The sequence below is a fragment of the Streptomyces sp. NPDC096046 genome (genome assembly GCF_040303285.1).
Taxonomy (GTDB): Bacteria; Actinomycetota; Actinomycetes; order Streptomycetales; family Streptomycetaceae; genus Streptomyces.
Genome location: NZ_JBEOSZ010000002.1, coordinates 105599 through 131028 on the forward strand (window position 1 = coordinate 105599; position 25430 = coordinate 131028).

Genomic DNA, 25430 nt, shown 5'->3' on the forward strand with positions numbered 1-25430 from the left:
CGGCACGGTCCACGAGTGCGCCGGGCCCGAGATCTCCTGGCGGCGGAGAACGGCGACCTCTGGGACGAGGAGGCCCTCGATGGGCTCCGACGTGCCCGACCGGTTCACCCTTCCGGCGTCCGCGCCCGGCCTCGCGAAGGATCTGGCCGTCCCGCGCTACGTCCGCAGGCCCGCCGTGGGCGGGCCCCGCCGCACTGATCGCGAGCCGGGTGACGCCCATCCTCCGGTTCGCATCGCGCCCGGCCTCAGCCCCGGCGCCCCGTCGCGGAAGCGAAACCCAGCCAGGTGTGCCGGTTGTTCCACCAGCACCAACCGACCTTGGGGGCGTTGCGCCGCTCGCGGCCGTCCCGGCCGGTGCCGTTGCTGATCCAGATCGCCGGGGTGCGGGCGTCCAGGGTGCCGTTGGGCTTGCGCAGCCGGGAGCCGATGGTCATGAAGCACAGGTTGCGTTCCAGGGCCTCAGGCTGCTGGAGCACCCAGTGGATGCCCTCGGTGAGCACCAGAGGGGTGCGGCCGCCCTCGGTGAGGGCGGGCAGCGCCTCGTCCGGGGACCAGTTGGTCATGTGGTCGCCGCGGTCGACGCCGGTGACGACGTAGAGCGGGGCATCGGGCAGTTCGACGGCGCAGGGGGTGAACTCGTCGACGTCGGGCATGTCGAGGACGACGAAGCCCGGCTTGCCGTCGCGGCGGAGCAGCGGCGCCAGGGCGGAGGCGGGGGCCAGGTCCGGGCGCACGGCCAGCAGCGCACCGTCGCCGTCGGCCCCGGCCCCGGCGGCGAAGGTGCGGATCTCGTCGGCGGACAACCCGGCCCTCTCGTGCACCCCCAACTCGATCAGACGCTCGGCCTGCGTGCTCAGGGCCGGGAGTGCGGGCAGGACGGTGGTCGTGTCGGGCGTGGTGTCGGGCACGATGCTCCCTGGGTCGGCGGCGTGGGCGGATCCGGGCGGGGCGAGGTCAGGCGCGGGTGGATTCGGAGGTGGGTGAACTCAAGGGCAACGCGCCGGTGTTGCGGAACGTTCCCGATCCGCTGTGTCCGTCTTCCCGCCGCCGGACGGGCCGTGGAGTTCCGCACGTCGAGGCGGAGGTCGACGGACCGCTGTTCTGCCCGGACGTCGTCGAGGCCGGGCAGCGGGAGCCGCTGCCCGGCCTCGACGACGTCAGCGTCCCGCCCCGGGGCGGTCCAGGAGAGAGCGGAGGGAGAAGCCGGTCACTTCGCCAGGAAGGCGAGCAGCGCCGAGTTGACCTCCTCCGCGTGGGTCCAGAGCAGGCCGTGCGGGGCGCCCTCGATCTCCACGTAGTCCGCGGCCGGGAGAGCCGTGCGGAACCGGCGCGCGGTCCCCTCCACGGGCAGGATGCGGTCGCCGGTGCCGTGCAGGATCAGCGCGGGCACGTCGATCGCCGGGATGTCGGCGCGGAAGTCGGTGTACCAGGTCGCGGGCGCGGCGGACGCGGCGAAGAATCCTCCGCGCGCGGCGACGTGCCAGCTGTTGCGGACGGCCTCCTCGCTGATGCGGGTGCCGAGGTTCTCGTCGAGGTTGTAGAAGTCCGTGTAGTAGGCGTAGCGGTCGGCCTTCACCGCCGCGACGACCCCGTCGAAGAACTCCTTCGGGGCGACCCCGTCCGGGTTGTCGTCGGACTTGAGCAGGCAGGGTTCCAGGGAGGCGAGGAAGGCGACCTTGGCGACCCGGTCCGAGCCGTACCGGGACACGTACCGGGCGACCTCGCCGGTGCCCATCGAGAACCCGACCAGGACGGCGTCCCGCAGGTCCAGGGTCTCCATCACGGTGTTCAGGTCGGCCGCGAAGGTGTCGTAGTCGTAACCGGTCGTCGGCTGGGCGGACTGCCCGAAGCCGCGCCGGTCGTAGGTGATCACGCGGTAACCGGCGGCGAGCAGCACGGCGCTCTGCCGCTCCCAGGAGTGCCCGTCGAGTGGGAAGCCGTGGATGAGGACGATCGGCTGCCCGGATCCGTGGTCCTCGTAGTACAGGTCGACGGCGGTGGAGTTCTCCTGGCCCACGGTGATGTATGGCATGTGCTGCTTCCTCGCTTCCGAGCGGCTGACGCAAGGGACCCGGCCACGCTAAACCTTCCGGGGGCGTGGCGGCTGCCCCGCAACGCGCCGGTTGTCGACCGGTGGCGCACACGCGGCCGGTGATCCTCCGCGCGTGCCGGCCCGCACCTCCTGCTCCGGCTCCCGGATCGCCGGTGCGAGCCGGTCACTCCGGCAGCGGGCGGTCGTCGACGACGTGCTTCATGACGAGCGTGGAGTTGAGGCGCTGGACGCCGGGGAGCCGGGCGAGTCGCTGGTCGTAGAGCTGCTGGAAGGCACCCAGGTCGGTGGTGGCGACGCGCAGGAGGTAGTCGGGGTCGCCGAACAGGCGCTGGGCCTGGAGCACGTGCGGGACGGCGGCCACGGCCTCTTCGAACGCGGAGACCGTGTCGGCGTCCTCCCAGCGCAGGGTGACGAAGACCAGGGCTTCGAAGGTGAGGCCCACGGCGGCCGGGTCCACCACCGCGCGGTATCCGCGGATCGCGCCCTCGCGTTCGAGATCGCGCAGTCTGCGGTGGCAGGGCGAGACGCTCAGTTTCACGCGGGCGGCCAGTTCGGTCACGGTGAGACGGCCGTCCAACTGCAGCTCAGTAAGAATTTTCCGGTCCAGGGCATCCATGGAGAAGATTCTGCCCCAGATCACGCGATCAAGGAGTAAAGAGGGGAACACCTTCGGCCATATCCGGCTTAGCCTTCCTCTCGCACCACGGCATGTGAGAGGGAACGTTCGATGGACACGACCACGCTGGCGGCCTTCCTGGCGGTGGATCTGCTGCTGATCTTCACCCCCGGCGCGGACTGGGCCTACGCGATCACGGCGGGGCTGCGGGACCGGTCGGTCGTGCCCGCGGTCGCCGGGCTGGTCGCCGGATACGCGGGGTACACCCTGCTCGCGGTCGCGGGGCTGGTGATGATCGTGACGAGCTCGGGGACGCTGCTCACCGCGCTGACCGTGGCCGGATCCGGCTACCTGGTGTGGCTCGGCTGGGGGGTGCTGCGGCAGCCGGCCACCCTGACGGCCGCCGGGGCCGAGCCGGGATCCGGGGGTTCCTCCCGGGTGCGGGCCATGCTCAGGGGCGCGGGTACCAGCGGGCTGAACCCCAAGGCCCTGCTGCTCTACTTCTCCCTGTTCCCGCAGTTCATCGACCCCGCGGGTGCCTGGCCGGTCGCCGGCCAGACCGGCCTGCTCGGCCTGCTGCACATGACCGCCTGCGCAGTCGTCTACCTCACCGTGGGGGTCCTCGCCCGCACGGTCCTGAGGACCAGGCCCTCCGCGGCCCGGGCGGTGACCCGCGCCTCCGGCGTCCTGATGATCGTCATCGGCGGCTACCTGCTGGTGGAACGCCTGGCAGTCTGACGCCCGAGCGGGCCTCTGCCGAGGACGAGCACGTGGGGGGACTCAGCCTCCCGCACCACGGCGACCCCGTCGGAACTCCCGCACCACGGCGACCCCGCCGGAAGGGGAGAGCACGAGCCACTCGTCGGTGCCCGGCCGGACGACCGCGCGGGAACGCGAGGCGGTGGTGTCACCGCGGCGGCGCGGCCAGCGAGGTGCCCGCACGGCGGGCCGCGACGGCGGACCGGACGGTCCTGACGGCCCTGCGGCAGGAGCTGGAGGGGCGCGTTCCGCCCGGCAGGACCCCACCGGGCTGACGCGCCTGGACCTCCGGGTGCACCGCACCGTCCACGTCGCCGCTCACAACCCGTATCCGGAGGACACCCTCGTCCGCCACGACGAACTCGCCACCCGCATCTGGTCCCCGATCCCCGACCGCCTGCCCGACATGGCGGGCCACGTCGACGAGCACGGGCCGCTCATCGAGGCGCTCGTGGCGGGCGAGCCGGAGCAGGCGGCGCGCCTCGCCCGGGGGCACGTCGAGGGTTCGGGCGGGCGATCCGCGCGGTCGTCTGAGCGTCTTCGCCGGTCACCGCGGTGGCGCACGGCAGCCGCGCCGCAGCGGGTCGGTAGCGGGACAATCGGTGCAGGGAATCGTGAGCGGGCAGCGGCAGCACATCCGGAGGCACCGTGGAGGGACGCGTACCGGAGGACTTGGCAGTGGTCGTCGACGCCGGCGGGGCGATCATGGTGTGGAGTGACGGTGCTCGCCGCCTGCTCGGACACGAGCCCGCCGAGATCGTGGGCAGGCCCGTCGGCGACCTGCTCGCCGCCCGGCTCCCGGAGTCCACGCGGCGGCACGCGGCCGAGGGGCGGCGCTGGGCCGGTGAGGTGGCGTTGTGGCACCGGGACGGCAACCGGGTGGTGGTCCGGCTGCAGGGGACGCCGCTGCTGGACGCGGAGGGCAGGCGGCTCTGGCTCGTGACCGGCACCCATCCGGCGTACACGGCCGCGCGGGCCGACCGCGCGACCCTGCCCCTGTGGGACCTCACGCTCTCCCGGCTCCCCGTGCCGGTGGCGGTCTACGACCGGGATGCCCGGCTGGTGGCGGCCAACGAGAGCATGACCGAGGTGATGGGCAGGTCCGAGGAGGAGATGAAGGGCCTGACCCTGTGGGAGATCGAGCCGAACCCGCCCTTCGACGCCTACGACCGCCTCCAGCGGGAGGTGCTGCGCACCGGCGAGATGATCTTCCACGAGGAGCACGGCAAGGCCCCGGGCGAGATCCGGCCGCACGCCTGGTCGATGTTCATGTCGCCGCTGAAGGACGAGACCGGCGCGGTCCTGGGCATGTCGGCGACCGTGTTCGACACGACGGAGCAGTACCGGGCCCGCCGCCGGCTGGCGGTGCTCAACGAGGCCAGTCTGCGGATCGGAAGCACCCTGGACGTGACCCGGACGGCCGAGGAGATGGCCGAGGTGGCCGTCGCCGGGGGGTTCGCGGACTTCGTCACCGTGGATCTGCTGGAGTCCGTCGCCCTGGGCGACGAGCCGGAACCGCTGCCGCCCGACACGCCGGTCACCCTGCGGCGCACCGCGCAGCGGTCGGTTCTGGAGGGCTGCCCGGAGTCGGTGGTGGCCTCGGGCGCCACGACCCGCTACCCGGCGGGGACGCTTCCCCTGCGGACCCTGGCCGCCGGCCGGGGCGCCCGGCACCGGCCGGGGGACCCGGAGCTGCGGGAGTGGCTCACGGCCTCCCCCGGGCGCGCTGAGTCCGTGTCCAGGCACCTGATCCACTCCGTGATGATGGTGCCGCTGCGCGCCCGCGGCGTGACCCTGGGCCTGGTGCACTTCCTGCGCCACCGGACCCCGGACCCGTTCAGCGAGGACGACCTGCTGCTCGCGGAGGACATCGTCGCCAGGGCGGCGGTGAGCGTCGACAACGCCCGTCGCTTCACCCGGGAACGCCGCACGGCCCTGGCGCTCCAGCGCAGCCTGCTTCCCGGCCGGCTCCCGAAGCTCGCGGCGATGGACCTCGCCCACCGCTATCTGCCGACCGGGGCCGGAGCGGACATCGGGGGCGACTGGTTCGACGTCATCCCGCTGTCCGGTGCCCGCGTCGCCCTGGTCGTGGGCGACGTGGTGGGCCACGGCATCCACGCGTCGGCCACGATGGGCCGGCTGCGGACCGCCGTACGGACCCTCGCGGACGTCGATCTCGCCCCCGACGAACTGCTCACCCAGCTGGACGATCTCGTCATCCGCCTCGACCGGGAGGAGGGCCCGGAGGCGCGCGGGGCGGAGGAGGCGTCGGGGCAGGTCGGCGCCACCTGCCTGTACGCCGTGTACGACCCGGTGTCCCGCCGCTGCACCATGGCCCGTGCCGGGCATCCGCCGCCCGCGCTGGTCACACCGGACGGCGACGTACGGTTCCTCGACGTTCCGGCGGGGCCGCCGCTGGGCCTGGGAGGCCTGCCGTTCGAGGCCGTCGAGGTGCAACTGGAGGAGAACAGCCTGCTCGCCCTCTACACCGACGGTCTGATCGGGGCGAGCGGCCACGACATCGAGATCGGCACCGACCTGCTCCGCCGGGCCCTGGGCAGCCCCGCCGCCGCGCTGGAGGAGACCTGTGATCGGGTGCTGAGCACACTGCCGGCCGGCCGGCCCACCGACGACATCGTGCTGATGCTGGCGCGCACGGCCGTGCTCGACGCCGGGAAGGTCCGCACCTGGCAGCTGCCCCCGGACCCCGCGGCCGTGGCCCGGGCCCGCAAGATGGCGGGCGAGCAACTGGCCGAATGGGGTCTGGCCGAGGCGGAGTTCGCCACCGAACTGATCGTCAGCGAGCTGGTCACCAACGCGCTCCGCTACGGCGGCGCCCCCATCGAGCTACGGCTGATCCGCGATGTGACCCTCATCTGCGAGGTGTCCGACGGCAGCAGCACCGCGCCGCATCTGCGCCGGGCCCGGGTCTTCGACGAGGGCGGACGGGGTCTGCTGCTCGTCGCCCAGCTCGCCGAACGGTGGGGCACCCGCCAGACCCCCACGGGCAAGACCATCTGGACGGAACAGGCCTTGCCGACCGGGATGTGAGCCGAGCGCACCGGGTCGGGGGTGTCCGGGTCACGACGGGCATGTTCCCCGGCGTCCGGTACGGGCGCGGTGTCCGGAGCGGCATGCCCGCACGTACGAGGGGTACCCGACGATCTTGCAAGCCGGCCCTCGGGCCGTACGTCGTCGGAAGGAGAGCCGTGTCTGACGAGACGGTGAAGAACGTCTTCGTGATCGGGCTCGACGAGGCCAATCTGCCCACGCTCCAGCAGGTCCCGGGAGCCGACGGGTTGCGCTTCCACCAGCTGCTGACGATCGAGGAACTCCAGGTCGGCGAAGTGCACCTGCCCACGCTGCTCGACAAGGCACAGGGCGTGCTCGACGCGTTCGACGGCAGCATCGACGCGATCGTGGGCTACTGGGACTTCCCGGTCAGCACCCTCGTCCCGATGCTGAGCGAGCGCTACGGCACCCGCAGCACCAGCCTCGAGTCGGTGGTCAAGTGCGAGCACAAGTACTGGAGCCGGCTGGAGCAGCAGAAGGCCACCGACCGGCACCCGCGCTTCGACCAGGTCGACCTGTCGGCCGACCCGCCACGCCCGCCGGAGAACGTGACCTTCCCCATGTGGCTCAAGCCCGCCCTCTCCTATTCCTCCGAGCTCGCCTTCGGAGTGGATGACGAAGAGGAGTTCCGCAAGGCCGTCGCCGAGATCCGCGAGGGCATATCGCGCATCGGCCGCCCCTTCGAGCACATCCTCGAACGCATCGACCTGCCGCCGGAGATGGACGGCGTGGGCGGCCGGGTCTGCCTCGCCGAGGAGGCGATGTCCGGCGTCCAGGTCGCCGTCGAGGGCTACGTCCACCGGGGCGAGGTGACCGTCTACGGGGTCCTGGACTCCATCCAGTACCCCGACTCCCCCTGCTTCCTGCGCCACCAGTACCCCTCGATGCTGCCGCCGCCGGTCATCACACGACTGCACGACGTCAGCGAGCGGGTGATGCGGCAGATCGGGATGGACTCGGCCACCTTCAGCATCGAGTACTTCTACGACCCGCGGACGCAGGAGATCAACCTGCTGGAGATCAACCCCCGGCACTCCCAGTCGCACGCGGAGCTGTTCCAGTACGTCGACGGCGTGCCCAACCACCACTGCATGGTCAGCCTCGCCCTCGGCGAGGACCCGCGCATGCCGCACCGCGAGGGCTCGTACGCGATGGCCGCGAAGTGGTACCACCGCTGGTTCACCGACGGTGTGGTGAACCGGGTGCCGAGTCCGGAGGACGTCGCCCGCATCGAGCGGGAGACCCCGGGCGTGCGCATCGAGGTCATCCCCGCGGCAGGCGAGAGGCTCTCGGATCTTCCCGGGCAGGACAGTTACAGCTACGAACTGGCGCACATCTACACCGGCGGAGCCGACGAGGCGGATCTGCGGAAGAAGTTCGACCACTGCGTGGCCGCCCTGGGCCTCTCCTTCGAGGACGCCCCGTCCGAGGACGACGCCACGCGCAAGTGAGGAGCACGTCACTTCCATGCGTTACGTGACCAACCTGCCGTACGAGACGAAGGAAGAGGAGCACGTCACCATCCCGATGTCCGACGGGGTCCGGCTCTCCGCGCACATCTGGCGCCCCACCTCGTCCGACCAGGAGCCCGTGCCGGCGGTGCTGGAGTACATCCCGTACCGCAAGCGCGACCTGACCGCCGTACGCGACTCGATCCACCACCCCTACCTCGCCGGGCACGGCTACGCCTGCGTCCGTGTCGACCTGCGCGGCACCGGTGACTCGGAGGGCGTGCTGCGCGACGAGTACCTGGAACGGGAGCAGGCTGACGCCGAGGAGGTCCTGGCCTGGCTGGCGGAGCAGCCCTGGTGCGACGGCGGCACGGGCATGATGGGCATCTCCTGGGGCGCGTTCGCGGCGCTCCAGGTGGCGGCCCGCCGGCCGCCGAGCCTGAAGGCCATCGCCATCGCCTCGTTCACCGACGACCGGCACGCCGACGACATGCACTACATGGGCGGCGCCCTGCTGTCGGACAACCTCGCCGAGGCGGGCACCATGTTCGCCTACGGCACCTGCCCGCCCGACCCGTCCGTGGTCGGCGACCGCTGGCGCGAGATGTGGCACGAGCGGCTGGAGAACACCGAGCCCTGGGTCCTGCCATGGCTGCGTCACCAGCGGCGCGACGCCTACTGGCGGCACGCCTCGGTGTGCGAGGACTACTCCGGCGTGCGCTGCCCGGTCCTGGCCTCCAGCGGCTGGGCGGACGGCTACTCCAACGCCGTGACCCGACTGCTCGGCAACCTGGACGTGCCCCGCAAGGGGCTGATCGGGCCCTGGTCGCACAAGTTCCCGCACCTCGGGGAGCCCGGTCCCGCGATCGGCTACCTCCAAGAGCTCGTGCGGTGGTGGGACCACTGGCTCAAGGGCATCGACAACGGCGTCATGGACGGTCCGATGCTCCAGGCGTGGATGCAGGACAGCGTGCCGCCCTCCACCTCCTACGAGGAGCGGCCGGGCCGCTGGGTGGGCGAGCCGGACTGGCCGTCCCCGCACATCCGGCCCGTCGCGCACCCGCTCACCCGGCACACGATCGGGCCGCCGCGGGACACGGCGGCCCAGGTGCCCGAGGGCGGTGAGGCGATGACCGTCCGGTCGCCGCTGTCGGTCGGGCAGTTCGCCGGCAAGTGGGCCTCCTACAACGCGCCGCCGGACCTGCCCTACGACCAGCGGGAGGAGGACGGCGGTTCGCTCGTCTTCGACACCGAGCCGCTGACCGAGCCGGTGGAGATCCTCGGCTCGCCGACCGTGGAACTCGACCTGTCGGTCAGCGAGCCGGTCGCCCTGGTGGCCGCGCGGCTGTCCGACGTGAGCCCCGACGGCGCCGCGACGCGCGTCTCGTACGGCATCCTCAATCTGACCCGGCGTGACAGCACCGAGTCTCCCGAGCCGCTGGAGCCGGGCCGGCGCTACCGGGCCACCCTCCCGCTGAACGGTGTGGCGCAGGCGTTCCCGCCGGGCCACCGCATCCGGCTGTCCCTGTCGACGTCGTACTGGCCGCTGGCCTGGCCGGCGCCCAAGCCGGCCCTGCTCAGCGTCCATGAGCACTCCAGCACGCTCACGCTGCCGGTGCGGCCGGTGGACGAGCCCGACGAGGTGCCCTCGTCCCCCTTCGGCGAGCCCGAGGGCGCTCCCCCGCTCGCCATGACCCAGGTGACGCCCCCGGAGGAGCGCTGGGAGGTCAAGCGGGACCTGATCGGCTACCACTCCGAGCTGGACATCGTGAAGGACCGGGGCACGGTCCGCTTCGAGGACATCGGCCTGGAGGCCGGCCGCCGCGCCCACGAGCGCTACACGGCGGTCGCCGACGATTTCACCTCGGTCGGCGGCGAGACCACCTGGACCATGCGGTTCCGGCGGGACGACTGGGACGCGACCGTGGTCACCCACACCCGGCTCACGTGCGACGAGACGGACTTCTTCGTCGACGCGACCCTCGACGCGTACGAGGCGGACCGGCGGGTCTTCTCCCGCACCTGGAACGAGAAGGTCCCCCGCGACCTGCTGTAGGCCGCTTCATCTCACCCGGGCGGCGCACCAGCGGAAGTGCCCGTCGTGCGGACCCATGCCGAAGAGGTCGTACGTGATGAGGTCCTGGCCCTCTGGTAGAGAGCCAGGACCTCATCGGCATGGCCCGCTTCCCGGGCGAAGAGACGGCTCAACTCGGCTGTGTGATGGGCGGCGTCGGACCCGTACATGTCCCAGACGGCGGCCGTGACCGCCGGTTTCGATCACGTCCGCAAGGGATGGAGAGCGCACCAGATGTGACCTTCCGTGGGGGCGAGGCGGGCGACAACCTACCGGTCCTTCTCCCGACGCGCGACGGCACCACCGTCCGCCATGAAGGACACCTGACCCACCGCCCACATCTGGACGCCCTCATGAGGCCTCGCCTAAGGTGCAGCGGCAAGCGCTTTCTGACCTGCTCATGCCACCCTCCCTGTGCGCGTAGACCCGCCGACGGCCGGACGTTGGAGCCGCCGCGGGGCCGGCGCGGAAAGGCAGTGCCCAGTGCCCCAGAAGCCGTCGGTCCCGTCCGTCACCCGCAAGTCCTTCTTACGGGGCATGGCGGCCGCGGGTGCCGCTCCCCTGCTCCCCGTCACCGCCGCCGAAGCCGCGGCGCCCTCGACCCGCCGCCCGGACTTCCCCCTGCTCCGGGACGGCACCGCCGTGGACGTGTTCGTCGACGCCGCGGACGACGCCGCCGTCGTCCGCGCGGCCGGCGACCTCCAGGCGGACGTGGAGCGGGTCGGCGGCGTGCGACCGGGTCTCCTGCACACCGTGCCGCCCCGCGCCGAATTGCTGGTCCTGGTGGGGACGATCGGCGCGAGCCCGGTGATCGACCGCCTCATCGGGCAGGGACGACTGGACGTCTCCCGGGTGAAGGGCCGCTGGGAGGCATCCGTCACCCAGGTCGTGGACCGCCCGCTGCCCGGCGTGGGACGTGCCCTGGTCATCGCCGGAAGCGACCGCCGCGGCACGGTCTACGGCGTCTACGACACCTCGGAACGCATCGGCGTCTCGCCCTGGTACTGGTGGGCCGACGTTCCGGTGGCCCACCGCGACACGGTGGCGGTCCCGGCCGGCCCCTTCGTCCGTGGGGAACCCGCCGTCCGCTACCGGGGCGTCTTCATCAACGACGAGCAGAACCTCACCACCTGGTCCCACCGCACCCAGGAGCCGGACAAGAACATCGGCCCCAGAACCTACGAGCGGGTCTTCGAGCTGCTGCTGCGCCTCAAGGCCAACTACCTCTGGCCCGCGATGCATCCCTACTCCGACTTCTTCAACAAGCACCGTGAGAATCCCGAACTGGCCGACCGCTACGGCATCGTGGTCGGCTCCAGCCATCCCGAGGCCATGCTGCGCAACGGCGTCCACGAATGGCAGCCGTGGGCGGAGGAGCACCGGGGCGAGGACGGCACGCCGCCCGTCTACGACTACACGGTGAACCCCTCCGTCATCTCCGACTACTGGCGGGCGCGGGCCCGTCAGAACGCCGCCTACGAGAGCAGCTGGACGATCGGCATGCGCGGTCTGCACGACTCCGCGCTGGAGACGAAGCACGCCACCACCGTCCCGGAGAAGGTGCTGGTGATGAACGACATCATCGCCGACCAGCGCCGCATCCTGGCCGACGAGGTGGGCCCGGCGGCCGAGCCGCAGATCTTCATCCCGTACAAGGAGGTCCTGGAACTGTACAACGCGGGCGTCCGGGTCCCCGAGGACGTCACGCTGATCTGGCCGGACGACAACCACGGCAACATGCGCCAGCTCCCGGACGACGCCGAGCGACGCCGCCCCGGCGGCAACGGCATCTACTACCACCTCTCCTACTGGGGACGCCCCCGCAGCTATCTGTGGCTGGACACCACACAGTTGAGCAAGGTGTGGCAGGAGTTGCGCCGGGTCCACGAGCACCAGGCGGACCGCATGTGGATCTTCAACGTCGGTGACATCAAGTCGATCGAGACGGGTCTGTCCTTCTGCCTGGACATGGCCTGGGACGTGGACCGCTGGGGCCCCGAGAACGTCGAGGACTTCCTCGTGGAGTGGGCCGGGCGCCAGTTCGGCCGGAGGTACGGCTCGGAGATCGCCGCCATCCGCACCGAGTACTACCGCCTGGCGGCGGAGCGGCGCCCGGAGTTCATCGACCGGGCGGTCTTCTCGACGGTGCATCACGGTGACGAGGCGGGCCGCCGCATGACGGCTTACGAGCAGTTGCTGGACCGTGCGCGGCGGCTCGGCGCGAAGCTGCCCGAGGCCTACCGGGACGCCTACTACGAGCTGGTCGAATACCCCGTCCACGGTGCCTGGTCGATGAACCTCAAGTACTACTGGGCGGACCGCAACGCCCTCGCCGTCCGGCAGGGCCGGGGGGCGGGCACGAACCGCTTCGCGGACCTGGCCGAGGCGGCACACGCCGAGGAGCAGGCGATCACCCGGCGCTACAACACCGAGGTGGCGGGCGGGAAGTGGGACGGCATCGTCAACCCGTACCCCTCCGAGATCCCGAAGGCGCCGGGCCGCCCGGCCGTGACCAGGATCCCCCGCCGGGAGACAGCGGGCCTGGGCCTCGCCTCCGAGGGCAACGAGACGGGGACCGACCGTCCCTTGTCCTTCTCGTCCTACACCCGCGACCGGCGTTTCGTGGATGTCTTCAACACCGGTTTCGTGCCGTTTGAGTGGCGGGCCGAGCCGAGCGCCCCCTGGGTCAGGCTGAGCACGGCGGGCGGTGCGCTCACCGACCAGATCCGGGTATGGGCCGAGATCGACTGGACGCGGGCGCCGGAGGGCACGCACCGTCCCGTGTTGACCTTCACCGGCGCGGACCGGAGCATCGAGGTGCCGCTGCTGGTGGTCAACGACGGGGAGCGGGCGCGGCGGCGCGTCCGCGGCTTCGTCGAGGCCCACGGCCATGTGTCGATCGACGCCGCCCACTTCGACCGGGAGCTGCCCCGCGGCGGCGCGCGGTGGCGGGTCGTGCACGGGCTGGGCCGGCGTACGGCCGCCGTCGAGGCGGTCCCGACGACGGCACCGCCGATCACCGAGGACCTCGCCGTCCGGTCTCCGGAGCTGCGGTACCGCATCCGCTTCACCACGGCCGGCACGTTCCCGGTGATGGTGTTCCGGCTGCCCTCTCTCGACGAACGCGGCAAGCGGCGCGTCGCGGTCGCCCTCGACGACCAGCCCCCGACGGTCCTGTCGGGTCAGGCGATCGCCACCGGCAACCGGGGCGACGCCTGGGCCCGCAACGTGGAGGAGGGCATCGAGAAGCTGACGGCCCGGGTGACCGTCGCGGAGCCCGGTGAGCATGTCCTGAGGGTGTTCATGGTGGATCCGGGGATGGCGGTGGACCAGATCGTGATCGACACGGGTGGTCTGCCCGCGAGTCATCTCGCGCCTCCGGAGAGCTACCACCGGGTCTTCAATCCCGGCCCCACCGTCGCACCGGGCGTGGCGGCGCAGGACCGATAAGCCGGTCGTCGGCAGTCGTCTGGCCGGCCTCGGACCGCAATTTCATGTCCATGCCAGACGTCTGCCGCGATGCCGTGTTCTTCAGGAGCACTGCCGGGAACACAGTTTTCTGCGTGCGCGGAAAGCAAAAAACCGTCCGCATGCAGCAACCGTGATGCGCCGAACACCCCTCCGTGCATCCGTGCGCCCCTACGGAGAATGGATTCGGCGAGCCGCAAGCAGATTTCACTGGGCAGGACATGAGGCGAGCGTCAATGCGGCGCGATCGCATCAGAATTCTGTGTGCCAACTGAGGCAGGTGGTTTCGATGATCGGCTCCGTTTCCGGGCCAGTCCGGGATTGGACAGTGGGCACTGCTCCAGGCATATTCCCACTCATCGGTCACGGTATCGACTTGGCCCGTCGACCGCTGGCCTTTCTGAATTCTCTGCCCGAACACGGGGATCTGGTCGAGATACGCCTGGGTCCGCAGCGTGCCTGGATGGTGTGTCACCCGGACCTGGTCCACCAGGTGCTCATGGACCCGCGCACCTTCGACAAGGGCGGCCCGCTCTATGACAGGTTACGGACGCTGCTGGGGGACGGCGTCGGCACCTGCCGCCATCGAGATCACCGGCGCCAGCGCAGGCTGCTCCAGCCCGAGTTCCGCAAGGCCCGCGTCGCCGACCACGTGCGCCTGGTGGGCGAGGAAGTGGAGTCGGTGTGCCACGCGTGGCGGGCCGGGCAAGCGGTCGACATCAGCGCGACCATGCTGGACCTGTCCACACGTGTGGTCAGCCGCGTCCTCTTCTCCGACTCGCTCGGCACCGCGACGGCCGCCGAGATGCGGAGGTGCCTGGCCACCGTGGTCCGCGGCATGTTCGTCCGGACGGTGATGCCGGTCGAGGCCTTGTACCGTGTTCCCACGTCGGCGAACCGGCGTTACCGGCATGCTTCCGACCGCCTGCGCGCGATCGTCGACGCGGCCCTCGCCAAGCGTCGGCGAGACCTTCTCCACGACAACCGCGACGACCTGCTCGGAACCCTGCTGGCGGCCACGCGGGCCGACGGCGGCGGAACGCCGATCACCGACCGGGAAGTCCACGGCCAGGTGATGACTCTCATGTTCGCCGGCGCCGAGAGCACCGCGCTGTGCCTCTCCTCCGCCCTGGAACTCCTGGGGCGGCATCCTGAGGAGGAACGCCGCCTGCACTCCGAAGTCGACGCCGTGCTCGCGTCAGGGCGGCCGCCCGGCTCCGACGAACTGCCACGCCTCGTCCGCACCCGGTGCATCCTCACCGAGACCCTTCGCCACCGCCCGCCCGGCTGGCTCTTCACCCGCATCGCCACTCAGGAGACGGAGCTCGCCGGACACCGTCTGCCGAAGGGCGCCACCGTCATGTTCAGCCCCTACCTCCTGCACCACGACCCCACCCTGTTCCCCGACCCCGATCGCTTCCTCCCCGACCGCTGGCTGCCCGGGCAGGCCGTCGCGGTGCCGCCCGGGGCGATGATTCCGTTCGGTGCGGGCAGCCGGAAATGCATCGGAGAGATACTCGCCCTGACGGAGGCCACGGTGGCCGTCGCGTTCATCGCCCGCCACTGGCGGCTGCGTCATCTGCCCGGCCACACCGAACGGCTGCACCCCGCGGCGTCGTTGGGGCCGAGGGGCTTGGTGATGGTCAGTGAACCGCGAGCGGGGCGGCCGGTCGGCACACCGCATCGGGCGGACTCCCGCGTTCCCGGGACAACAGCCGTACCCGTCGTCCACGACTCCCGAACGGCAGGTGGCAACGATGTCCGCGACGCATGAGGAAGTCACGCTGCCCGCGCAGGACGGAATACGGGTCGTCGATCTGAGGGAAATGATCGACGCGAACCTCTACATGCCCTTCCCCTTCCAGCGCAGTCCCCACGCGTCCGAAGCGGCGGCGGGCGTCGAGAAATGGCTGAGCACGTGGGGGCTGACCGACAACCCGGCGGTGGCGGCCATGATCTCCGGTACACGCCCCGCCGAACTCGCGGCCTGCAACAGTCCGACCATGGACCCCGGGCTCCTCCAGATCGTGGCCAACCAGATCGCCTACCAGTTCGTCTACGACGACCGCGCGGAGGACGTCGGCCGGCACACGCCGGGCCGGCTGCTTCCCATGCTGTGCGAGAGCATCGCGATCCTGCGGGACGACCAACCACCCACCACCCCGCTCGGGGCGGCGCTGGCCGACCTCCATCGGCAGGTACGCGAGCGGTGCACACCCGCTCAGGCCGCGCGGTGGGCCTGGAACAGCCGTGAGTACGTCCACGGCCTGCTGTACGAAGCGGTGGCCCAGAACCATCCCGCCACGGTGGGAAGCGGGCTGTGCCGGTCCGTACGCTCCCTCATCGCGGGCGTCGAGCCGTTCTACCCGCTGTGCGAGGCCGCGCAGCCGTGCGAACTGACCCCGGAGGAGATCCATCACCCTGTCATGCGGCGCCTGAGCCGGCTGTCGGCCGACGCGGCGGTGTGGATACCCGACCTCTTCTCCGCGGTGAAGGAACAGCGGGCGGGCGGCCTGATCAACCTCGCCCTCGCCTACCAGCGGACACACCGGTGCTCCTTGCCGACGGCCGTCGCACTCGCCACACGGCACATCAACAGCACGATCCGCGAGTTCGAGCGGCTCTACGGTGAGTTCAGGCCGGAGTTGACCCCGTCCGGAGTCGGCTATGTGGAGGGCATGGCCGGCTGGATCCGCGGTTGCTACTTCTGGTCCCGCACCGTGCCCAGGTACGGGGACGCGTCGGCGGCATCGCCCGTGCTCTGATCCGCTGGCCGACCGGTCGTTTCCACCCCAGGGGTCCCGAGAAGGGCGGAAACACAGCAGACTACCCGAAAGGCTGAGGCTCGAACCGCTCACGCGGGAAGTTCACCCGCTCTGCCTACCTCCACTTCCGACCCGGCCAAGGGGCGTGCACCAAGGCGTACGCTCGCCCCGTCCGGCGGGGAGCAACCACAGGAAGCGGTAGACCACATGGCCCATGGGCTGCGGCAATCGATCAACGAACACCGGCCACTCCTCGAACGTGACGAGGAACTCCGAGCCGGCGACCACGCGTTGGCGCGGCTCCGCGACACGGTCGACGGCGTGCCCCAGGTACCGCGCGGCGGGTTTCTCGCTTTCACCGGTGAGGCCGGGCTGGGCAAGACGACACTCATCGCGGCGGTGCGCGCCCGCGCCGCCGCCCTCGGGTTCACCGTCTTCTCCGGCAAGGGCGGCGAGAACGAGCAGGGGATGGCCTTCCGCGTCGTCCGCCAGGCCATGCAGCCCATCCTGGCCAGGATGAGCGAGACGGAGCGCCGGGCTTTCCTGAGCAGCTGGTACGACATCGTCGGCGCCGCGCTCGGTCTCGAGGCGACGGACCCCGCTCGGATCCCGGACCCGACCGGAGTACGCGACGGCCTCGACTGGGTCATGACGCGCCTCACGATGTTGAACTCGCCTGTCGTGCTGCTCCTGGACGACCTGCACTGGGCCGATGCCGAATCCCTCGACTGGCTCGCCTCCTTCGCGCCCCGGGTCGCGAACCTCCCGCTGCTGATCGTCGTCGGCTACCGGCCCGACGAACTTCCGTCCGACGCGACCTCTTTCCGCACGCTCGTCGAGCGCCACGAGCAGCGCCCGCACGTGCTGTCTCCGCTCGGTGAGGCCGGTGTGGCGCGGATCATCAGAGACGAAGTGGGTGAGGAAGCCGAGGCCGAGTTCTGCGGCGCGTGCTGGACGGTCACCAACGGAAGCCCCTTCGAGGCCGTCGAACTGGCCATCCGGCTCCGTGAGCGGAAGGTGAGGGGCACCCAGGAGGAGTTGCCCGTGATGCGGGACCTCGCCGCCGCGGTCAAGGGCCCCGGCCTGATCGAGCGCCTCAAACGCCTCGGCCCGGGCACCGTCCGCTTCGCGTGGGCCGGCGCTGTCCTGGGTGGGCCCTTCTCACCTGAGGTCGCGGCCGACCTCGCGGTGGTCGGCAGGGAGGAGGCCCTCGAGGCGGCCGAGAAGCTGCGCGTCCGCCGCATCCTCGCGGACGCCGACGAGCCCGCGGGCAACCTGGAGTTCGTCCACCCGCAGATCGCCACGACGATCTACCGTGACATCCCACCGGCCCTGCGCGTCGGCATGCACAATGCGGCCGCCCATGCCGCCCAGGCGGTCGGGGCCGACCCCACTGTCGCCGCCCGGCACCTGCTGGAGGTTCCCTGCGACGGCCGGCCCGAGGCGGTCGCGTGCCTGCGCGCCGCCGCGCGTGAGTACCTGCGCGCCGGGGCCCCGGAGGCCGCCCGGCGCGTGCTGACCCGGGCGCTGCGGGAACCGCCCCCTGCCGAGGACCGCGCCGCCCTTCTCCACGAGCTGGCCTGCTCCACTTTCCTGATCGAGCCCACGGCCACGGTCAGGCATCTCCGGGAGGCGCTGACGGAGCCGGGAATCGGTCCCGACCTGCGCGCCGCCATCGTCTACCGGCTGACCCAGGCGCTGGCCCACACCGACCGGATGACCGAGGCCGCGTCCGTGGCCGCCGACGAGGCGCGGCGCGCCACCAACGCGCGCGTCAAACTGCGCATGCAGGCCGATCACTTCGTATGGAGCGCGTTCCGCGCCGACGAGCCCGACTCGTCCGCCCGCTCGCGGCGGCTGGCGCGGCTGGCCGACAAGCTTCCCGGCCGCAGTCTGGAGGAGCGCTACATCCTCGGGCTGCGGGCGTGGGACGCCCTCGTGCGCGGCGAGCCGCGGCAGACCGCCCTCGGGTATGCCGAGGAGGCACTGCGCGGCGGTATGAGCTGGACCGACGAGAATCGCGGCTTCGAGGTGCCCGCGGCGGTCGCCCTGCTGTTCATGTACTGCGACCAGCCACGGCGGGCCGAGGAACTCTTCGCCGAAGGCATGGCCGAGTGCGAGCACATGGGGTGGCGCGGCTCCCATCTGGCGCAGGGACAGACGCTGCTGGGTTACATCCGCTACCGCCGCGGATTCCTGCCCGAGGCGGAAGAACTCGTCCGGGCCGGGCTGCACACGGCCGAGCGCGTCGAAGGGGCGGTGCCCGCCCAGTGGTTCGCCATCGGCATTCTCATCCAGACCCTGCTGGCCCGTGGGCGCACCGGTGACGCGCGCCGACTCGCCGACAGCTACCACTACGGCGACGTGGTCCCCAACGCCGTCATCTTCCCCGATCCCCGCACTTTGTACGCCGACCTGCTCCTGGCGGAGGGGCGACTCACGCAGGCGGCGCGGCTGTTGTCCAAGGTCGGGGACTGGCTGGAGGGGCGGGACTGGCGCAACCCCGCCTGGTGCCCCTGGCAGCTGGGACTGGCCTCGGCCCTGGCCCGCACCGCCCCTGACGAGGCGGCCCGCCATGCCCGGGACGCCGTCAAGCGCGCCCGGGACTTCGGTGCCGCGTCCGCGATCGGCCAGGCGCTGCACGTCCAGGCGGAGGTGACGGGCGGGCAGGCCGCACTCGATCTGCACACGCAGGCCGTGGACCATCTGGAGCGGTCGCCCGCCGCGTACGAACTGGCCCGTGCCCTGGTGGGCCACGGCGCCGCTCTGGCCCGCAACGGTCGTCTGCACGACGCCGCCGACCGGCTCTACCAGGGCCTGGAGGGTGCGGTGCACTGTGGCGCCGAGGGCCTGGCCGCCCGGGCCAGGCGGGAACTCTCCGCGGCGGGGCTGCGCCCGCTGCCCCTGCGGTACGCGCAGACGGACTTGCTGACGGCCCAGGAACGCAGGGCCGCCGAGATGACGGCCCTGGGCCACCCGGTATCGGTGGTGGCGAAGGACCTGCGGCTCACCGAGCAGGGCGTACGGCAACTGCTGTCCGCCGTGTACCGAAAACTCGGCACGGACGCATCCGGACTCCCCGAGGCCCTGTCGAGCGATCCCCGACACGAGCGGTGACGGCCGGGAGCCCGGCCATCCACCCCCGGGCAGCCATGGGCGGGTTAGCGGCGTCAACCGGCTGTGCGGCGATCGAACCACCTCAGCGGCCCTCCCCCTCCCCTCCCCCTTCCATTCCGTACCGTTCCGCTGTCTTGACGCTGAACCGTTTCACTGCTTCCCTCGAAAGGCTGCCGATGGGAGCGCTCCCACTCCACCCCACGTGAAGGGAACCCCGTGCAGACCATCCCCCACACCTTCCCGAGACGTTTCCTGCCGACCCTGCTGGCGGCCGCGCTCATGGCCTGTCCGCTGTCCTGGGCCGACGGCTCGCCCGCGCAGGCCGCCCTCGGCGGTACCGCCACGGCGAAGGCGGCCGCCCCCGGGCAGCCCGGTGACCCGAACATCAAGTTCGTCGGCCGCTGGGACACCACCAGCTCCGCCGCCGCCTACACCCCCTACTGGGCGGGCGCGTACTACCGGGCCGGCTTCACCGGCCGCACGGTCAAGCTGAAACAGCGGGGCACGATCGACCTGTGGGCGCGGATCGACAACGGCCCCGTGAGGTTCTACGACGACGTCAAGGGGACGGTGAACCTGACCCCGACGGCCCTGTCCCCCGGCAACCACACCCTCCAGGTCAACTACCAGGTGGTGGCCGGGTCGTACCGGGGGGACGCCGTCTTCCAGGGACTGGTCCTGGACAGCGGCGCGACGACCTTCGCCCCACCGGCCCCGGCGAAACTGGTCGAGTTCGTCGGCGACTCCATCACCGTGGGCACGACGAGCTCGCAGAACGCCCGTACCGCGTACGGCTGGCTGATCGGCGAGCGGCTCGGCGTCGAGCACACGCGGATCGCCCAGGGCGGGGCGTGCCTGGTGGCCGCGGCGGACGGATGCGTGGGGCTGGAGCGGCAGTTCACCAAGCTCAACCCGAACGCGGCGACGCCCGACTGGAACTTCTCGCGCTACCGGGCCGACGCGGTCGTCATCAACCTCGGCACCAACGACGTCGGACACGGGGTGTCTTCGGCACAGTTCCAGTCGGCGTACAGCAGTCTGCTGCGCAAGGTCCGGTCCGCGTATCCGCAGGCGTGGATCTTCGCGCTCGAGACGTTCCGCGGGCGGTTCGTCCCGCAGACCGAGGCCGCGGTGAAGGCCGCCGTCGCCGGTGGTGACGCGCGGGTCTCCTTCGTCGACACCACGGGCTGGCTGGGGTCGGGCGACCTGACGGACTCGGTGCATCCCAACGACCGGGGGCACCGGGTCATCGCCGACCGGCTGGCGCCGGTCATCGCGGCGCGGATCGGGTCGTAGCGGCCCTGAAGGGTGCGGGGGCGGGCCTCACATCGCACCGGGGCCCGCTCCTCCCTTGAGGCGTTCGAGGTCCGAGGGCCGGACCTGGATGACGACCAGGGCGATCAGCGCGGCGACGACGGCGAAGACCGCCGCCATGATGAAGGCGGCCGAGACGCCGGCGGTGAGGATCTCGTCGGACCAGGGTTTGGGCAGTTGCTCGGTGCGTTGGAACCGGATTCGCTCGGCCGGGCTCGCCTGCCGGAGGAAGTCCGGAACCTGCTTGTCCGCCGCGTTGATGCTGGCCGTGCCGTACATCGTGACCAGGATGGACAGGCCGAGAGAGCCGCCGACCTGCTGGGTGGCGTTGAGGAGCCCGGAGGCCGCGCCGGTCTCCGGGGTCGGCACGTTGGACAGCGCCATGAGAGTCAGGGACACGAACTCCATGCCCATGCCCAGACTGAAGACGAGCATCGGACCGAGGACGCTGCCCGCGTAGGTGGAGTGCACGTCGGTCAGGGTCAGCCAGGTCAGGCCCACCGCCGCCAGGATCGCGCCCACCACCATGAACGGCTTGGGACCGTAGACGGGCAGGAACCGCGAGGCCAGTCCGGCGCCGACGGCGATGACCGCGCTGACCGGCAGGAAGGCGAGGCCGGCCTGCAGAGGGCTGAACTCCAGCACGTTCTGCACGAAGAGGGTGAGGAAGAAGAACATGCCGAAGATGGCGGCGGCCAGGCACAGCATGATGCCGTAGGTGCCCGCGCGGTTGCGGTCGGCGAACATGTGCAGCGGTGTGATGGGCTGTTTCGAACGCCGCTCGATCGCGATGAAGACCGCCAGGATCACGACCGCTCCGGCGAACGAGACGAGCGTGAGCGGGTCCCGCCAGCCCTCCTGCGCGGCTCTGATGAAGCCGTAGACGAGCAGCACCATGCCCACGGTGGAGGTGAGGGCGCCGGTGACGTCGAAGCGCCCGGGGTGGCGTTCGGACTCCCTGATGTAGCGCGGTGTGGCGAGCACGATGAGCAGGCCGATGGGCACGTTGACGAACAGCACCCACCGCCAGTTCAGCCACTCCACCAGCATGCCGCCGGCGAGCAGGCCGATCGCGCCGCCGCCGGCCGAGACCGCGGCGAAGACCCCGAAGGCGCGGTTGCGTTCCGGTCCCTCGCGGAAGGTGGTGCTGATCAGGGCGAGGGCGGTCGGGGAGGCGATGGCGCCACCGACGCCCTGCAGGGCGCGGGCGCCGAGGAGTTGACCGGCGTTCTGGGCGAATCCGCCGAGCAGGGAGGCGAGTACGAAGAGCAGCACGCCGAAGACGAAGACCCGCCGCCGTCCCAGGATGTCTCCGGCCCGGCCGCCGAGCAGGAGCAGACCGCCGAAGGTGAGGGTGTAGGCGTTGACCACCCAGGACAGGCTCGTGGTGGAGAACTCCAGTGAGTTCTGGATGTGCGGCAGCGCGATGTTCACGATGGTGATGTCGAGGACCACCATCAACTGGCAGGAGGCGATGACGAGCAGCGCCATCGCGTTTCCGCCACCACCGGGCTTCTTGGTGGTGGTCGCCTGTGGTGAAGCCGGCTGCGGGCTGCTGCCTGCGGTGTCCACCGTTCGACGGTACGCCCGGCTCTCCTGACCCACCACTCGATCACCGACGGCCTCCACGGGCGCCTCGCGGGGGCCGGCGGCCGGGTGCGCGGGGCGACCGGTCGGGCTGTGGCCCGGACTGAAACGCGCGAGGCCCTGCCTCCCCCGCGCCAGGCCCGGCGTCCCCGCCGCAAGCCCTTCGTCCGTCCCCTGGCAGGGGAACGGCCGGGCAGGTCATCGAGGTGTACCTGCCCGGCCCTCGCGGGCGCTCGCGCCCTGCCCCGGGATCTGCCACGAGCATCTCACCGCGGGTGCGCCGCCCACCAGCGCCGTTTGTCATGTGTGCGGCGTGGAAGCGTCATCCCGGGGCCGTGAGCAACGCCGATGCGCGATGGGCGTCGGCTCGGTCCCCGCAGGTCAGCGGCCGCCGCGGATGAGGCCCGTCAGATAGCGCCACAGCGAGGAGCGCTGGCGGGCGGTGGGGTCGGGCAGGACCTCCTCGGCCACCCCCGGCGCGGGCTCCTCCGCCCACGGCCGCGGCGGCGGCGCGGAGGCCAGTTCGTACCGCACGGGCAGGGAGCGCAGGCCCCGCATGAACGGCGAGGAACGCCACGGCAGTTGGTCGGCGGGCAGGGCGAGATCGAGGTGGTCGAACCGCTCGAACAGGCGCCCGACGCCGGCTGCCGCGACCGTCGAGGCGAGCTCTCGCGCCGGGCACTGGCGCGGCCCGGCGCCCCAGGACAGGTGGGCCCGCGTGCTGATGGCGGTGCCCGAGGCGACATGGTCGGCGAAGAGGGGATCGGCGTGGGCGGCGCCCGGGGAGACCCACACCGGGTCGCCGGCCCGGATGGTGTAGTCGCCGAGCGGGGTGTCCCGGGCCGCGAAGCGCGGGACGAAGTTGACCAGCGGCGGCTTGCGCATCACCACCCGGTTCATGGTCTCCCTGACCATCCCGGCGGACAGGCTGGCGCGCACGCTGCCCTCGCCCGAGATGACCTCCACCACGGTGTTGGAGATGAGGATGCCGACGTGGTCGGAGGTCATGCCCAGCAGCATGAACAGCTCACGGGCGAGATGGTCGAGCGACAGGTCCGGGTGGGCGGCCAGCAGGTACGAGGGAAAGTCGTCGCCCGGCTTCTGCAGCTTCAGCGCGGCCAGTTCGGCCAGCGTGGCCAGCAGGCGCTCCAGCGCGGCCTCGGCGTCGGGGCCCGCGTCGAGCACGCGCCACATGTCCATCAGCGCGTCGTCGCCCTGCGAGCCGGGGAAGCCCAGCAGATGGCTGGCCACCATCAGCGGAAGCGGCCGGGAGAACTGGGCGGACAGGTCCGCGACGCCGGTCTTGCCGCCCTGCCCGATGAGGGTGATCAGTTCGTCGGCGTAGGCGGTGACGGCGGCCTTCAGACGCTTGGCCTGGGGGTGGCGGGCGTCCTGGAAGGGCTTGAGGGCGACGTCCCAGGCGGTGCGCAGCGGCCGGTAGTCGGCGCCGCCCTGGATCAGGATGTGGTTGACCTCCAGGGAGGGGCCGAGTGGCCAGTCGGCCGGCACCCGTCCCTCGGAGCGGGCCCGCCAGTTCTCCAGGCCCTTGGGCCAGCCGTCGTCGTCCTGGAGCACCTGGAGCGACTCGCGGTAGCCGAGGACGAGCCAGGCGGGCACCCCCAGCAGGTCGACCGGCGCGACCGGCCCGTGCTGCTGGCGCAGCCGCTCGTACACGAGCGCGGGACGCGTCTCGTAGTCCCTGGTCAGCAGTGGTTCGGGACTGAGGGTCTCCAGCCTCGTGTCGTCCAGGTCCACGGATGCGCCGTCACCCCACTGGGATTCCATCGTCTTGCCACCCTCCGACACGCCCTGTACCGGCGCACCATCAATCGGTAGCCGGAAACGGTGGGGACCCTACCCCAGGCCGAACCCACGGGTAACGACGGGGGGCGGGGGACGAGGGCGCCACCGGCGGCGGGTCAGGCCGCCGTGTAACCGAGTTGGCGGCGCATGTAGGGCGTCATGAGGCTCTTCGCCTTGGCCAGGGTGGTGGTGCGGCTGCCGAGCACGGCGGACTCGCCGCCCGGCACGGGCAGCACGGTCAGTCCGTCGGCGGAGCCGAACGGCACGATGAGCGGGATGCGCCGGATCGGGCGGTACGGGCGCGGTTCCCTGCGGTGCTTGCCGGAACTCCTCAGGTGGGCGCGGATGTTGTGGGCGGCGATGTCCGCCTGGGCGAGGGCGGCCGGGGTGATCTTGAGTTCGCTGACGTCGTTCACGTCGCCGACGGCGAACACGTCCGGCCTGCCCTCCACTCGGAGTGTCCGGTCGACCTTCACCCGTCCGGCACCGTTGAGCCAGTCGCCGTGCCCGGCCAGTCGCAGCCAGAGCGTGTTGGGGGTGGTGCCCGTCGCCCAGAAGCTCAGGTCGGCCTCGATGACCGTGCCGCGGGCGTCGCGGTAGGTGCCGTAGTCGTTGCCGGGCGACATGAAGGAGTCGAGCCGTACCTCGATGTCGTGGGATTCCAGCCAGGCCAGCGCCTTGCGGCCCGGGCGCGGGCTGCCGGTGGAGTCGAGCAGCGCGGGCCCGGAGTGGGCGAGGGTGACCCGGGCGTTCGGGCGGGCGAGGCGGATCTCGGCGCTGAGCTCGACTCCGCCGGGGCCGCCACCGACGACCAGGACGTGCCCGGCCGTGGCGATGTCGCGCTGGTGCTCGGCGAACGACTTGGCCGCTTCCCCGGTGGTGGTGCCGGTAAAGCGGGCCGGTTCGGGGTAGTCGGCGCCGGTGGCGATCACGACCACGTCGTACGGCAGCCGCTCACCGGCGGCGAGGACGACCTGCCGTTCGGCGGTGTCGACGCGGACGGCCTTGCCGGTGACCACCCGGCCGTGGCGCAGCAGCCGGTCGTAGGGGATGAAGGGCGTGTGGGTCCACTCGGGGTGCACTCCGGCGCGCAGGGAGGCGATGCGGTGGAAGAAGACCTCCTTGCGGTCCACCAGGGTGACCCGGGCTGTGTCGTCGAGCCGCCTGGCCAGCCGGACACCGGCGTACCCGCCGCCTATCACCACTACGTCGCCGTCGTACACACCGAGTCTCCTGTGCCGGGGTGGGGGAACGAGGGCCGCCGCGGACGGGCCCCGCTCGGTTCGACCCACGGCGGCCACTCGACTGACGCGACAGTAGCGCTTGAAAGCTAAAGGGATTCCGGGGTTCC

Annotated in this window: 15 protein-coding genes and 1 pseudogene; 10 read left to right on the plus strand and 6 right to left on the minus strand. The window is 71.5% G+C overall.

The annotated features are described in order from the left end of the window. Nucleotides 1–245: 245 nt before the first annotated feature. The 3 genes from ABTX62_RS02885 to ABTX62_RS02895 all read right to left on the minus strand — a co-directional run bounded on the left by ABTX62_RS02885 (nucleotide 246) and on the right by ABTX62_RS02895 (nucleotide 2669). Nucleotides 246–908: a DUF5701 family protein gene (locus ABTX62_RS02885; RefSeq protein WP_352114500.1), complete on the minus strand. Its 663-nt coding sequence runs from the start codon at nucleotides 906–908 to the stop codon at nucleotides 246–248. A gap of 299 nt (nucleotides 909–1207) precedes the next feature. Beyond that, on the minus strand, nucleotides 1208–2032 hold the full coding sequence (locus tag ABTX62_RS02890) for an alpha/beta fold hydrolase (protein ID WP_352114501.1): 825 nt from the start codon (nucleotides 2030–2032) through the stop codon (nucleotides 1208–1210). A 184-nt stretch (nucleotides 2033–2216) separates the two neighbouring features. Continuing rightward, nucleotides 2217–2669 (minus strand): Lrp/AsnC family transcriptional regulator, encoded by a 453-nt coding sequence (locus tag ABTX62_RS02895; RefSeq protein WP_283970965.1) that lies wholly within the window; start codon nucleotides 2667–2669, stop codon nucleotides 2217–2219. A 111-nt stretch (nucleotides 2670–2780) separates the two neighbouring features. Here ABTX62_RS02895 and ABTX62_RS02900 point away from each other — a divergent pair, with 111 nt between their 5' ends. The 10 genes and pseudogenes from ABTX62_RS02900 to ABTX62_RS02945 all read left to right on the plus strand — a co-directional run bounded on the left by ABTX62_RS02900 (nucleotide 2781) and on the right by ABTX62_RS02945 (nucleotide 20671). Then, nucleotides 2781–3407, plus strand: coding sequence for a LysE family translocator (locus ABTX62_RS02900; RefSeq protein WP_352114502.1), 627 nt, complete (start codon nucleotides 2781–2783; stop codon nucleotides 3405–3407). Nucleotides 3408–3720: 313 nt separating this feature from the next. Then, a pseudogene (locus ABTX62_RS02905) lies at nucleotides 3721–3870 on the plus strand (GntR family transcriptional regulator); the annotation flags it as partial. A 206-nt stretch (nucleotides 3871–4076) separates the two neighbouring features. Beyond that, entirely contained in the window at nucleotides 4077–6479 is a 2403-nt protein-coding gene (locus ABTX62_RS02910) for a SpoIIE family protein phosphatase (RefSeq protein ID WP_352114503.1), read from the plus strand. Between the two features lie 158 nt (nucleotides 6480–6637). Beyond that, nucleotides 6638–7951: an ATP-grasp domain-containing protein gene (locus ABTX62_RS02915; RefSeq protein WP_352114504.1), complete on the plus strand. Its 1314-nt coding sequence runs from the start codon at nucleotides 6638–6640 to the stop codon at nucleotides 7949–7951. Nucleotides 7952–7967: 16 nt separating this feature from the next. After that, nucleotides 7968–10007, plus strand: coding sequence for a CocE/NonD family hydrolase (locus ABTX62_RS02920; protein WP_352114505.1), 2040 nt, complete (start codon nucleotides 7968–7970; stop codon nucleotides 10005–10007). A gap of 555 nt (nucleotides 10008–10562) precedes the next feature. Beyond that, complete coding sequence (locus ABTX62_RS02925; protein WP_352114663.1) at nucleotides 10563–13475, plus strand: glycosyl hydrolase 115 family protein; 2913 nt, start codon at nucleotides 10563–10565, stop codon at nucleotides 13473–13475. A gap of 307 nt (nucleotides 13476–13782) precedes the next feature. After that, the gene (locus tag ABTX62_RS02930) at nucleotides 13783–15267 is read left to right on the plus strand and encodes a cytochrome P450 (RefSeq protein WP_352114506.1); all 1485 of its coding nucleotides are present in this window, start codon (nucleotides 13783–13785) and stop codon (nucleotides 15265–15267) included. Next, nucleotides 15251–16258 carry a (-)-alpha-amorphene synthase gene (locus ABTX62_RS02935; RefSeq protein WP_352114507.1) on the plus strand — a complete coding sequence of 336 codons (1008 nt, stop codon included), beginning with the start codon at nucleotides 15251–15253 and terminating at the stop codon, nucleotides 16256–16258. Before ABTX62_RS02930 ends, ABTX62_RS02935 begins: the two co-directional genes overlap by 17 nt. Nucleotides 16259–16465: 207 nt before the next feature. Next, complete coding sequence (locus tag ABTX62_RS02940; RefSeq protein WP_352114508.1) at nucleotides 16466–19375, plus strand: ATP-binding protein; 2910 nt, start codon at nucleotides 16466–16468, stop codon at nucleotides 19373–19375. A 216-nt stretch (nucleotides 19376–19591) separates the two neighbouring features. Continuing rightward, nucleotides 19592–20671 carry an SGNH/GDSL hydrolase family protein gene (locus tag ABTX62_RS02945; RefSeq protein ID WP_352114509.1) on the plus strand — a complete coding sequence of 360 codons (1080 nt, stop codon included), beginning with the start codon at nucleotides 19592–19594 and terminating at the stop codon, nucleotides 20669–20671. 27 nt (nucleotides 20672–20698) lie between these two features. On the opposite strand, the gene ABTX62_RS02950 is transcribed toward ABTX62_RS02945, so the two are convergent. The 3 genes from ABTX62_RS02950 to ABTX62_RS02960 form a co-directional block, all read right to left on the minus strand. Then, nucleotides 20699–22180, minus strand: coding sequence for an MFS transporter (locus ABTX62_RS02950; protein ID WP_352114664.1), 1482 nt, complete (start codon nucleotides 22178–22180; stop codon nucleotides 20699–20701). Between the two features lie 477 nt (nucleotides 22181–22657). Continuing rightward, complete coding sequence (locus ABTX62_RS02955; protein ID WP_352114510.1) at nucleotides 22658–24061, minus strand: cytochrome P450; 1404 nt, start codon at nucleotides 24059–24061, stop codon at nucleotides 22658–22660. Between the two features lie 134 nt (nucleotides 24062–24195). Next, nucleotides 24196–25302, minus strand: a complete 1107-nt coding sequence (locus ABTX62_RS02960) for an NAD(P)/FAD-dependent oxidoreductase (RefSeq protein ID WP_352114511.1) — start codon at nucleotides 25300–25302, stop codon at nucleotides 24196–24198. Nucleotides 25303–25430 lie beyond the last annotated feature (128 nt).

Coding starts and splice junctions, on each gene's coding strand:
- ABTX62_RS02890 (WP_352114501.1), bottom strand. CDS start 2,032: ATGCCATACATCACCGTGGGCCAGGAGAACTCCACCGCCGTCGACCTG.
- ABTX62_RS02895 (WP_283970965.1), bottom strand. CDS start 2,669: ATGGATGCCCTGGACCGGAAAATTCTTACTGAGCTGCAGTTGGACGGC.
- ABTX62_RS02900 (WP_352114502.1), top strand. CDS start 2,781: ATGGACACGACCACGCTGGCGGCCTTCCTGGCGGTGGATCTGCTGCTG.
- ABTX62_RS02920 (WP_352114505.1), top strand. CDS start 7,968: ATGCGTTACGTGACCAACCTGCCGTACGAGACGAAGGAAGAGGAGCAC.
- ABTX62_RS02925 (WP_352114663.1), top strand. CDS start 10,563: ATGGCGGCCGCGGGTGCCGCTCCCCTGCTCCCCGTCACCGCCGCCGAA.
- ABTX62_RS02930 (WP_352114506.1), top strand. CDS start 13,783: ATGATCGGCTCCGTTTCCGGGCCAGTCCGGGATTGGACAGTGGGCACT.
- ABTX62_RS02935 (WP_352114507.1), top strand. CDS start 15,251: ATGTCCGCGACGCATGAGGAAGTCACGCTGCCCGCGCAGGACGGAATA.
- ABTX62_RS02940 (WP_352114508.1), top strand. CDS start 16,466: ATGGCCCATGGGCTGCGGCAATCGATCAACGAACACCGGCCACTCCTC.
- ABTX62_RS02950 (WP_352114664.1), bottom strand. CDS start 22,180: ATGGCGCTGCTCGTCATCGCCTCCTGCCAGTTGATGGTGGTCCTCGAC.
- ABTX62_RS02955 (WP_352114510.1), bottom strand. CDS start 24,061: ATGGAATCCCAGTGGGGTGACGGCGCATCCGTGGACCTGGACGACACG.